4 protein-coding genes are annotated in these 12,355 nt (G+C 65.2%); 1 reads left to right on the top strand and 3 read right to left on the bottom strand.

All coding sequences use genetic code 11. The annotated features are described in order from the left end of the window. Positions 1-40: 40 nt before the first annotated feature. Positions 41-1,348, bottom strand: a complete 1,308-nt coding sequence (locus HHL24_RS25455; protein WP_169488118.1) for an MFS transporter — start codon at positions 1,346-1,348, stop codon at positions 41-43. A gap of 525 nt (positions 1,349-1,873) precedes the next feature. Then, positions 1,874-2,308 (bottom strand): energy transducer TonB family protein, encoded by a 435-nt coding sequence (locus HHL24_RS25450; RefSeq protein ID WP_230417565.1) that lies wholly within the window; start codon positions 2,306-2,308, stop codon positions 1,874-1,876. Between the two features lie 519 nt (positions 2,309-2,827). Here HHL24_RS25450 and HHL24_RS25445 point away from each other — a divergent pair. Beyond that, positions 2,828-10,369, top strand: coding sequence for a non-ribosomal peptide synthetase (locus HHL24_RS25445; RefSeq protein WP_169488116.1), 7,542 nt, complete (start codon positions 2,828-2,830; stop codon positions 10,367-10,369). Between the two features lie 365 nt (positions 10,370-10,734). Here HHL24_RS25445 and argH read toward each other — a convergent pair whose 3' ends face one another. Beyond that, the gene (argH, locus tag HHL24_RS25440; RefSeq protein ID WP_169488115.1) at positions 10,735-12,141 is read right to left on the bottom strand and encodes an argininosuccinate lyase; all 1,407 of its coding nucleotides are present in this window, start codon (positions 12,139-12,141) and stop codon (positions 10,735-10,737) included. Between the last annotated feature and the right edge of the window lie 214 nt (positions 12,142-12,355).

The following is a 12,355-nucleotide window of genomic DNA, read 5'->3' as shown; positions in this document are numbered from 1 at the left end:
GCGCAAGGCAGGGGATTTACTCAGCGCGTCTTCGGTCTCTTTACATCAAGCGTGCATCGCGCGTCTCGCGCATGCACAGCACGCCGATCATGCTGACGGCAGCCGCAATCGACACATAAGCGCCCACCCACGTCAGCCCGCCGTGCGCGGCCAGCACCTGCGCGATATACGGCGCGACTGACGCGCCGAGAATCCCGCCGAGGTTGTACGACACGCCTGCACCGGTATAGCGCACGTTGGTCGGAAACAGTTCCGGCAGCAGCGCGCCCATCGGCGCGAAGGTCACGCCCATCAGGAACAGTTCGATCACGAGGAACAGCAGCACCAATGGCATCTGTCCGCTGCCCAGCAACGGCGCCATTGTGAAGCCCGACAGGATCGCCGCGATGATGCCGACGATCAGCACCGGCTTACGGCCATAACGGTCGCTCGCCCAGGCCGACAGCGGCGTGGCGAGCGCCATGAACACGACCGCGATGCACAGCATGCCGAGGAAGGTCGGCCGGGGAATATGCAGCACTGACACGCCGTACGACAGCGAAAACGTCGTGGCGTTGTAGAACAGCGTGTAGCAGACCACCATGGCCAGCGCGCCGAGCAGGGTCGGCAGCCAGTGCTGCGACAGCAGCGTGGCGATCGGCACCTTCACGCGTTCCTTGCGTTCGATGGCCGCCTGGAAAGCCGGCGTCTCGGCGATCTTCAATCGCACATACAAGCCGAGCGCCACCAGCACCGCGCTGACGATAAACGGCACGCGCCAGCCCCAGCTGCGGAATTGCTCGTCGCTCAAAGACAACGCCAAAGCGAAGAACAGACCGTTGGACGCCAGGAAACCGATCGACGGTCCCAGCTGCGGGAACATCCCGAACCAGCCGCGTTTGCCGGCCGGTGCATTCTCGGTGGCGAGCAGCGCCGCGCCGCCCCATTCGCCGCCAAGGCCGATACCCTGGCCGAAGCGCAAGATGCACAGCAGGATCGGCGCGAGGCTGCCGATCGAGTCGTAGCCGGGCACGAAACCGATCAGCGTGGTCGACACGCCCATCACCAGTAGTGAAGCCACCAGTGTCGACTTACGGCCGATCCGGTCGCCGAAGTGACCAAAGATAAACGAGCCGATCGGGCGCGCGACGAACGCGATGCCGAACGTGACGAAAGCCGACAAGGCCTGGGCGGTCGCCGAGCCGTGCGGGAAAAACACCGGTCCGATGACGAGCGCCGCGGCGGTCGCATAGACGTAGAAATCGTAGAACTCGATCGCGGTGCCGATGAAGCTCGCGAAGATGATCCGCGCGCTGCTGTTCTGCCCGGAAGCATTGGGCTGGGCCGCGGAAATCGGCGAAGTGGACATGCAGGGTCTCCGTGTGTCGTGATGCCGTTGGGCACCGCACTTTTACGTGCGAGCGGCGCGTGGTCAGGCGGCATCTTTGTTTAAGTTCGTGCGCTTCGGCGCGTCTCGCTGGCGGTTGAAGCCATGCTCGGCGCGGGCGACGATGCGACAGCTTACAACGGCAGCGGGTAGTCGTCAGCGCTCGCGTGCGAAAGCAGCCTTGCCAGGGGAATAACCCGGTGGGCTGCGTGGCGCGTGCGGACGGCCGGACAGCAGGGCGGCCGGTTCAGCGCGAGGTGCTGACGATCAGACGTCGGTCGTCGCGTGCGTCGTGTGTCGAGTATCAGGCAGGCGGGCTGCGCGGGTGGCGCGGCGGCGCTGCAATTGGACTCGCGCCGCGCCAGCGGGTGAGCGGGCGGCGTGGGCCATGCCGGAAGGCCCCGGCTTAGGGAATCGGAAAATTATAACGAGCGCGGCGTTGGCGCAGCAAGGCGGGGCAAGACTTGCCTCGCGTCTTGCCTATCGGGCGCGGTGTCGGCGCCGCGTTCAGTTGATGGCCTGCGCTTGCGGCGAGGCTAACTCGCGCAACTGGAATTTGCCGTCGTCGTTGAAAAGCCAGTCTTCGAACAGTTCGAGCTGGCCACGGCCGTTCAGCAATTTGCCAGGCGGTTGCGGCAGCGGCGAGGCGCGTCGCAAAGTGGCGAGCGCGGTGCTTTCGGCTTCGTCGTCGCCATTGGTGCGATACACCGACGACTGCACCACCCGGCCATCGCGATCCACCGTGAACGACACCACCACCAGCGAGCGCAGCATCGCTTGCGGCGTGCCGTGCAACACGTAGGAAGGGCTGCGTTCGATGATGCGTTGGGCGACCGCACTGCGGTACTGGTCGAGCGTCGCACTGTTGACGGCGGCCGCTGGCGTGATGACAAGCGGGCGGTCCGGCGGCGTGATGGTGCAGCCTGCTATGGCCGCGAGCATCAAAACCGAAACCGCCGTCAACGCCGACGTCAACGGCGCCGCCGCATTATGCGCATGCGATAGAGACACGCTCACGCGTGAAGCGAAGCGTCCGGTCAAGCGGCGAAGGTGACGCGTGCGGGTAAGCATCGTCGTAGAAAGTGCTGAGACAGGTCTAACTTGATGGTAGTCAAAAAGCGCCAATATGCAATTGTCGTTCGCCCTGTATGCCGGTCCCAAGTCATGTGATTCGGCTGGCTTGCGCGCCAGGCCAAGAGGTCTTTCCATTGCCTTTCTGCTGCATGCATGAGCGCATTCAGTCTGACGCGGTTCGCCTGACATAAGCGACGTTTAGACAAAGGTCGTCACGCCGATCCGCACACAACAGGAGTTCTAAGAGTTTTCCTATGGTGACAAGAGCCTCACGTCGATAGCGTGGGCCGGCCCATCAGGCGAGGCGCCGCAGTGCGGTCATGAGTCGCGTGCGGCCGGCGCTACGCAAGCCGATCGGTCCTGTCCATCCCGACAACGAGGTATCGTTTGGAACACACTTCCTTTGCGTTGACGCGCACGCAATCCCGCACGTTGGCGCACGCCGCCGCTGGTCCCAATCTCTGCGCCGTCTACCGGATCGACGGCGCTCCAGACGTCGAGCGTCTATCCTCCGCCGTGGCACAACTGGTGGCGCATTGCCGGCCGCTTGCCTACCGGCTCGTCGAAGCCGACCAGGGCCTGCGCTGGGTCATCCGCCGTGATGTACGCGCGGAACTGAACGTCATCGATCTCGACAGGCGTGACGCGCGCGAGGAAGCCGCCGTGCTGTCGTTGATCGACGGCCTTTGCGCGCGTGCCTTCCGCACGGACGCCGGACTGCCGTGGGCGTTCACGCTGCTACGCGCCGGCGCCCACAGTTATCTCGTGTTCGCCTGCCATCCCGCCTTGCTCGACCGATTTTCGCTGACGCCGTTGTTCAACGCGCTGTCGCGGTTCTATGGCGACGAGGCTCCCGGCGCGCCGCTCGGCATCGATCAGCAAGGCCTGCTCGACGCCGAGCGCGAACTGCTCGCGAGCGACCGTTTGCAGACCGACCTCGATTTCTGGATCGGCCAGGTCGGCGACGCCTCGTTCGAATGGCATGCCCCGCGCCGGCAGAACGCACTCGCCGACAGCAGCTTTACGGTACGTCTCGACGCGCAAACAGGCGCTGCATTGCGCAATGAGGCAAAAGCGCTCAGCGTCGCGCCCGATCTGCTGATCAAACTGTGTGTACACGTGCTGCTGCGCCGCATGACCGGCAGCCGCGGGGTGCTCACCGCGCATCATCAGCGCGGCCGCGGCCATCGCGACGAGACGATCGGCTTCGACGAACGGCGGCGCTTCCTGAAAACCGACTTCGACGACACGATGACGCTGCGGCAGTTTCTACGGCACGCGGCGGCGCGCGCCGAGATGGCCGATTTTCACGCCGAGCTGCCGGCCTTCGAAGTGCTGCACGATATCGAGCGGCGCGAGCCGGGTTTCCTGCGCGCGACCAACGTGGTGTGCGAGACCGACAGCCTGCCCTATGACGCGCTCACGCTCGACACGCTGCCTGCGACGTTGCTGGCGCCATACTCGCGCCGTTTCTCGCACGAGGACGTGGGCGTCTATCTCGATGTGCGCGAGGAGATCGCGTTGCACGTGCATAGCCGCCGTCCCCAGGAACTTGACGGCTTGCGTCTCGCGTTTGAGCATTTGACGGCGCTACTCGGGCGCGTCGGTGAGAGCCTCGAGCAGAAGCTCGGTGCGATCGATCTCTATACGCCGACGTTGCGGCAGCGTTGCGCCGCATGGTCCGATGGCGGCCCGCTCGCGGCGCCCGCGCGCGACGTGCTCGATTTGTTCGCGCAGGCGGCGCTCGAACACGCCGGGCGTCCGGCGCTCAGTGGTCCGGACGCCGTTTTCACTTACGCGCAACTGGCCCTCGCCGCTCAGCGCGTGGGCGCAGCGCTCGGCACACTCGCTGCGCTCGGCCCAGCCGCACCGGACCGGCGGGACGCGTTGATCGGCATTTGCGTCTCGCGCGGCGCGCGCATCGTTCCAGCAATGCTCGGCGTGCTCGCCAGCGGCGCGGGCTATCTACCGCTCGATCCGCAGATGCCCGACGAGCGGCTGCGCTACATCGTCAAGGATGCGCAACTGCGAGCGGTGATTGTCGATGCGGCGACGCACGAGCGTTTGAGTGCGCTGGCCGATTGCGCGCTGTATCGGATCGACGATCTATTGAAAGCCCCGGCTCCCGGGGCGGCCGCTTCAGGATTGACGCAGACCGATCCGCGCTGCACGGCCTACGTGATCTACACCTCGGGAACGACGGGCAAACCCAAGGGGGTCGTCATCGAGCGCGGCATGCTGGCGCATTTCATCGCGTCGCTGACGGACCGCTACCGGCGTGATGAAAGCACGCGCTGGCTTCAGTTCGCGTCCGTGAATTTCGATGCAAGCGTACTGGAGATCTTCAATCCGCTGACGCATGGCGGCCATCTCATTGTCGCGCCCGAAGCGGTTCGCACCGACGCCGAAGCGCTGTCCGGCTTCCTCGACACCGAACGCATCACGCATGCATTCCTGCCGCCGGCGATTCTCAAGCTGCTGCCGCGGCGCGCGCTGCCGAACCTGGACACGATCTTGTGCGGCGGCGAAGCGAGCGACGACGAGACGATCCGCTTCTGGTCCGGCGTGCTGCGTCTGTCGAACATCTACGGGCCGACGGAGGCCACCGTGATGGCGACCGAGAACACCTTCGAGGACGACAAGCCGGCCAATCAACTGGGTCATCCGCTCCCCGGCTACCAGATCCACTTGCTCGATGAGGAAGGCGAAGCGGTGCCGCTCGGCGGTATCGGCGAGATCTGCATCGGCGGCGCGGCTGTCTCGCGCGGCTATCTGCTGCGGCCCGAGTTGACCGGACAGAAGTTCCGGAGCAATCCATTCGGCCCGGGCCGTCTCTACCGCTCCGGTGATCTCGGCCGCTTCCAGCCGGACGGCGCGATCGAGTTTCTCGGCCGCAGCGATTTTCAGGTGAAAATTCGCGGCTACCGGATCGAGCTCGGCGAGATCGAGGCCAGCATCGTCGAGCAGCCGGAGGTGCGCAGCGCCTATGTCAGCACGTGCGCGCGGCAGGGCGGCACGGCGCTGGTGGCCTGGTATGTCGGTGCGTCGCTGGAGCCGGCAGTGCTGCGGCATCGTCTTGCGCAACGTCTCGCGCATTACATGGTGCCGGCGTTCCTGCTGCAGATCGAGGCGCTGCCCCTGACGCTGAACGGCAAGATCGACCGCGCCAGGTTGCCGGCGCCGCAAGCCGGTCCGGCCGACCCTGCGAGCCGCGCTTCCGACGCCTTCGAACAGGCGGTGCAAGCGATCTGGTCGGAGGTGCTGGGCGTGCCGCTCGAGAGTGTTGGCGAGCACAGCCATTTCTTCCAGCTGGGTGGCCACTCGTTACTCGCGACTCTCGTCTGCAATCGCGTCAGCGTGAGCTTGAACGCGCCGGTCAAACTGAAGACGCTGTTCGAGCATCCCCAGTTCGATGCGTTCTGCGCGTGGGCGCGGCAAGGTGTCGAACAAGGCGCCATGCTTGCGCCGCTCGTCGCGCAGCCCGGCGAACCCATGTCCGCGCCTGTGACAAGCCGACTCGTGCGGATGATGCACACCCGCACGCTCAGCAAGCCAGACGATAACGCGTACAACATCGTGATGCGGGTGGACTTCGGCGGCGCAGCGAATCCGCTGCGGTTGCACCAGGCGCTCGTCGCCGTGCTCGCGCACAACCCGATCTTCAACGCGAGCTTCGCCGAGCGCGACGGACAATTGTTGATGCTGCCGGGTACTGCCGCTGTATCGGCGAATTCGCCGAATTCGCTGATTCCGCTGGAAAGCTGCGATGCCGCTGCGATCGACGCACGTATCGATGCCATGCGCGCGCTGCGCTTATCATTCGACTGCGCGCCGTTGTGGCGCGCACAACTGCTGATGTCCCCGCACGAAAGCCGCACCAGCTTGCTGCTCTGCATTCATCACGCGATTTTCGACGGCTGGTCGTTCAAACTGCTGCTGGATGAACTGACGTGGCGCTACGAAGGCAAGCCGGTTTCAGGGCAACCGCTATCGTGGTTCGACTACGGGCATTGGGCGCCGCAACTTGCGGCATCGCCGCGCTTTGCCGTTGCGCGCGACTACTGGATGCGCAAGCTCGACGCCGCCGCCTTGCGCACCGAGCTGCCGTTCGACGCGCTGCAGCGCGAGCCCAACGCGAACCGCGCACTGAAGCTGCATGTGCGGCCCGCCCAGATGCGGCGTTTGAAGCAGATTGCCGAGGCGCACGACATGACTTTGCCGCCCGTGCTGTTCGCGCTGTACCTCGTCTGGCTATGGCGCGTGAGCGGCCAGCAGCAACTGGCCTGCGCCTATCCGTATGCGGGCCGCGATGTGCCCGGCAGCGAGGGGATTTACGGCATGTTCGTCTCGATGGCGGTGCTGGCGCAGCGCATCGACCCGCGGCAGGGTTTCGGCGAGCTGGCGCGAGCGGTGCAGCGCCAGATGCTCGACGACCGCGATTATCTGCTCGCCACACCTTACGACACCGATCACGCCCAACTCGGTGCGCTGAACACGATTTTCAGTTTGCAGAACGGTATCGAACTGAATGGCCGCATCGGCGAGGCACCTTATCACGCAGAGGAATACCCTTCGCTCACGTCGAAGGCGGATCTGTCGGCGATCTTCTATCTGCGGCCCAACGGCAGCCTGGACGGACGCTTCGAATACGACAGCTCGGTGCTGCATGCGGCCTCGGTCGAGCAAATGGCCGAGGTGTTCATGACGCTGTGCGACGCCGCCGCTCACCAGCCGGACGCGCTGGTCGGCGAACTCAACTATCTGAGCGACGGGCAACATGCGCTGTGTTTGAGCTTCGCTTGCGGCGAGCCGCTGCCAGACGCGCCGCAGTCGATCCCCGCGCGTTTCGCCGAGGTAGTCGCGGCGAACGCTTCGCGCGTGGCGGTGCGCTGCGGCGCAGAGCAGCTCAGCTACCGCGAACTCGACGCGCTTAGCGATGCTATCGCCAACGGCCTGAGCGCCTGCGTGCCGGGCGGCGCGCGCATCGGTTTGAGCATGCAGAAGGGCGTCTTGATGGTGGCGACCGTGCTGGGCACGCTCAAGGCGGGTTGCGCGTATGTGCCGCTCGATCCCGCTTATCCCGCCGAGCGCCTGCGCTATTTCGTCGAGAACTGCTCGGTCGATACGGTGCTCGCCGATGAACCGAGCCGCCGCGCGCTGGAGGCCGCCGGTCTCGGCGAATTGCGCACGCTCGACCCGGCGCAACTGGCGCAGGGGTGGCCAAAGGCATTGGCCCGGGTGGATACGGATACGGATACGCAGGCGGAAGCGGACGTTCAAGCGGAAACGGCCGCGCAGGCGGCAGCGGACGTCCAAGCGGAAAGGGACACGCAGGCAGGAGCGGACGTGCAAGCGGAAACGGACATGCAGGCAGGAGCGGACGTCCAGGCGAAGACGGACGCACAGGTGGACGCGGAGAAGCAGGCGGTGCAACCGCTCCGGCCACGCGCCATCGGCCCGGAGGCGCTCGCCTATGTGATCCACACCTCGGGGTCGACTGGTAAGCCGAAGGGCGTGCTGGTCGAACACCATAGCGTCGTCCGAATGGTGGCCGGGGCGAGCCGCGCGCTTGGCTATGCGCCGGGCAGCGTCAGCACGCTTGCGGCGTCCACCAACTTCGACGCCAGCGTGCTTGATCTGTTCCTCGCGCTGCTGCACGGCGGCACGCTGATCGTGCTGCCGGAGGAGGCGCGCCGCGATCCGCTGCTGCTGCACTCGTTGCTGAAGGCGGAACGTGTCACGCATGCATCGCTTGCACCGGTGGTGGTGCAGAGCTTGCCGCGCGAGCCGCTGCCCGATCTGCAATTGCTCGGCTTCGGTGGCGATACGCTTGACGAGCCGAGCGCTGCCTGGTGGAGCGAACACACGCGGCTCTTCAGTCTGTACGGACCGACCGAAATCACGGTGATGGCCTCGTGCGGGCAAGTGCTGCCAGGCGGCCCGAGCCGCATCATCGGCAAGCCGCTGCCGGGCTACCGGCTCTATCTGCTCAATGCGCAGCGGCAATTGGCGCCGCCGGGGACGGTCGGCGAAATCTACATCGGCGGCGAGAATCTGGCGCGGGGCTACATCAATCAGTCGGCCATGACGATGGAGCGTTTCGTGGTCGATCCGTTTCGCGATGCGCCATACGCCCTGATGTATCGCACCGGCGACCTCGGCCGCTTTCTCGCCGACGGCACGATCGAATATTTCGGCCGCAACGACGCGCAGATCAAGCTGCGCGGCTTTCGCATCGAACTCGGCGAGATCGAGAATTGCATAACGGCCGCGCCGGGCGTCGCGCATGCTGCATGCCGGGTGTGGGGCGAGGGCGAGGCGCGCTATCTGGCCGCGTATTACGTGGCCGCACCGGACGAAGTCGGCGCCGCGCTCGATGAAGACACGCTGCGCCGTCATGTGGCGCAGGCGCTGCCCGACTACATGGTGCCGGCCTGTTTTATCCGGCTGGACACGCTGCCGGCATCGCCGAACGGCAAGCACGACCGCAAGGCGTTGCCGGCGCCATTACGTGCAAGCGGTACGCCGCCGCGCGAAGGCGTCGAGCAACGCATCGCCGAAATGTGGCAGACGCTGCTGCGTGTCACCGGCATCGGCCGTGACGACAGTTTCTTCCGGCTAGGCGGCAACTCGATTCTGGCGGTGCGGATGCAGGCGCAATTGCGCGAGGCGCTCGGCATTGAGTTTCCGATGGCTGCGTTTTACCGCTCGCCGACCATCGCGACGCTCGCGGAGGGCGGTCACGAGGACATGATCGAACGCGCGATCGCCGACGCGTCGCAGCCGTTCGTCGTCGAGCATGCCGCGCCCGCTTTTTCTGACGCCGCCGAAGGAGCGCCGATTCGCACGATGCTGCTGACCGGCGCGAGCGGCTTCCTCGGCATTTACCTGCTGCACGCGTTATGCGGGCGCCTCGACAAGGTGATCTGCCTGCAACGCTGTTCGAGCGCCGCGGCAGGGCGCGTCGTGTTGCAGGACAAAGCGCGCGAGGCGGGGCTTGCGATCGACTTCAGCCGCGTCGACGTGATCCCTGCCGATCTTGCCGCGCCGCAGCTTGGACTCGACGCGCCGCGCTGGCGGCAACTCGCCGGGGAGGTCGACGCGATCCTGCATTGCGGCGCGTTCGTGCATCACCTGCATAGCTATGAGGCGATGAAGGCTGCGAATGTCGGCGGTACCGAGGCCCTGCTGCGGCTCGCGCTGACGCAGCGGCAAAAGCCGTTCTGCTTCGTCTCGACGCTGTCGGTCGGCGAGATGCTGGCGGGTGCACGGCGCATCGACGAGCACGTTAATGACGCCCGTCCACTGCTGGACAACGGCTATCTGCTGACGAAGTGGGTAGGTGAGCAGCGGGTCGCGGAGTGCGCGCGCCGCTTCGGTTTGCCGGCGGTGATCGCGCGACCGGGCAATATCACCGGCGATAGCCGTACCGGCTTCAGCAACTTCGCGCACAACCATTTCTGGCTGTTCAACAAGGGGTGCCTGCAGTTGGGCGCCTATCCGGAGATTGGGCAGAAAGTCGAGATGATGCCAGTCGATCTGCTCGCCGGCGCAGTGATGGCGGTGACGCTGCATCCGCGTGCCGGCTTACGGGTGGCGAACCTGAACAATCCGCTCGCGCTCAACCAGCGGCAGTGGTTCGCGGCGCTGGCCGCTTGCGGTTTGCGTGCTGAGCCGCAGGCGGCGGCCGACTGGCAACGGCGGCTGGCGTATCTCGACGCGTCGAATGGTCTGGCGCTGATTCGCGACTTTTATACCGGCGACCTGTCCGCTGCGCCATTACCGGTTGAGCAGATCGGCACGCTGACGGAGTTGGCGCGGCACGGCGTGGATCTGACGGTCGACTACGGCGCGCTGATCCGGCTGTACGTCGCGTATCTGCGCGATGCGGGTTTTCTTGACCTGTTGCCGGAGACCGCAGCGCCCTGAGGCGCCGTGGAGGTGCGCTAGCGGCGGGGGGCGCATCGCCGGCTTAGCTTGCGCGCCGAACCATTGCGGGCTTTGTAATAGGCTGAAATATGGCCGGTTTTCTCTTCGGCCAAAACGAGCCTACACTTCGATTGCCTCTTTCGAGAGGCATCGGTGGAAGTCTTTCATTTAGCCCGCTTCGCGCGGGCTTTCTTTTTTGCGCGGTGCTTCGCGCAATCAATCCAGCCACGAAAACGAAAAAGGCGAACCCGTCGATGAGTTCGCCTTTGTTTTCGCGCGCCGCTTAGTGGCCGCCGTGATGCCCGCAGCAAAGCACGCCGTCACGCACGCGTTGCCGGACGCGCTAACGCGCGCCAGGCCCGACCTTACTTCAACGCTTCCCGTGCGGCCTTGACCGCGGCGAGCACCTGCTCGGGCGCCGTGCCGCCCGGATGGTTGCGGCTTGCCACCGAACCTTCGAGCGTCAGATACGAGAACACGTCTTCGCCGATCAGATGCGCGACGTTCGGCAGTTCCTTACGCATTTCTTCCAGCGTCAGGTCGGCCAGGTCGCAGCCGCGATCGGCACACACGCGAACCGCCAGCGCCACCGCTTCGTGCGCGTCGCGGAACGGCAGGCCACGCTTGACCAGGTAGTCGGCGAGATCGGTTGCCGTGGAGAAGCCTTGCAGCGCGGCGTCGCGCATGGCTTGCGGCTTCACCGAGATGCCGGCGACCATTTCAGCGAAGATGCGCAGCGTGTCCGCGACCGTATCGACGGTGTCGAACAGCGGCTCCTTGTCTTCCTGATTGTCCTTGTTGTACGCGAGCGGCTGGCCTTTCATCAAGGTGAGCAGCGCAATCAGGTGGCCGTTCACACGCCCCGTCTTGCCACGCGCGAGTTCCGGCACATCCGGGTTCTTCTTCTGCGGCATGATCGACGAGCCCGTGCAGAAACGGTCAGCCAGATCGATGAAGCCGACGCGCGGGCTCATCCACAGTACGAGTTCTTCGGAGAAGCGCGACACGTGCGTCATGATCAGCGCGGACGCGGCCGTGAACTCGATCGCGAAGTCACGATCGGACACCGCGTCCAGCGAGTTTGCGCAGATGCCGTCGAAACCCAGCGTCTTCGCCACCGCATGACGGTCGATCGGATAGCTGGTGCCGGCCAGAGCGGCTGCGCCCAGGGGCAGACGGTTCACGCGCTTGCGGCAATCGATCATGCGTTCGGCGTCGCGCGAAAACATTTCGACGTAGGCAAGCAGGTGATGGCCGAACGTGACCGGCTGCGCCACTTGCAAGTGGGTGAAGCCCGGCATGATGGTCGACGCGTTCTTCTCCGCCATGTCGAGCAAGGCCGTGCGCAGTTCCGTCAGCAGGCCGCCGATGCGGTCGATTTCACCGCGCAGCCACAGGCGGATGTCGGTCGCGACCTGGTCGTTACGCGAGCGGCCGGTGTGCAGGCGCTTGCCGGCGTCGCCGATCAGCGCGGTCAGGCGCGCCTCGATGTTCAGGTGGACGTCTTCCAGATCGAGTTGCCACTCGAACTCGCCTCGCTCGATTTCACCCTTGATCTGCGCCATGCCGCGTTGGATCGCGGCGAGGTCGTCGGCGGCGATGATCTTCTGCGCGGCCAGCATCGAGGCGTGCGCGAGCGACCCTTCGATATCGACGAGCGCCAGACGCTTGTCGAAGAAAACCGACGACGTGTAGCGTTTGACGAGCTCCGACATCGGCTCCGAGAAGCGAGCCGACCAGGCTTCGCCTTTTTTGTGCAGTTGGGACGTCATGGTGTTGGGCAGTTAAGCGGCAGTTGAGCGGGCGGTGAAGAGGCTGACGGCGTTTGCGGACGGTGCCGGCGCCATCGAAACGAGCGAAAGACAGAGATTTTAACACTGGCTGACGATGCTACCGACGCTTCAGGACTTGGGCCGTTCAGGCTGAAACGCGGTTAAAGGGCGCTGCCGGCCTGAGCCAGCATGTTCGGTCAAGCCGCGATCAGGC

It is taken from the genome of Paraburkholderia polaris, from assembly GCF_012927345.1.
Classification (GTDB): domain Bacteria; phylum Pseudomonadota; class Gammaproteobacteria; order Burkholderiales; family Burkholderiaceae; genus Paraburkholderia; species Paraburkholderia polaris.
Note: the sequence above shows the minus strand (reverse complement) of the source record. Positions and strands in the feature narration are given on the sequence as shown.

Excerpts from the sequence above, each read along its gene's own strand:
- HHL24_RS25455 (WP_169488118.1), bottom strand. The coding sequence starts at position 1,348 with ATGTCCACTTCGCCGATTTCCGCGGCCCAGCCCAATGCTTCCGGGCAG.
- HHL24_RS25450 (WP_230417565.1), bottom strand. The coding sequence starts at position 2,308 with ATGCTCGCGGCCATAGCAGGCTGCACCATCACGCCGCCGGACCGCCCG.
- argH (WP_169488115.1), bottom strand. The coding sequence starts at position 12,141 with ATGACGTCCCAACTGCACAAAAAAGGCGAAGCCTGGTCGGCTCGCTTC.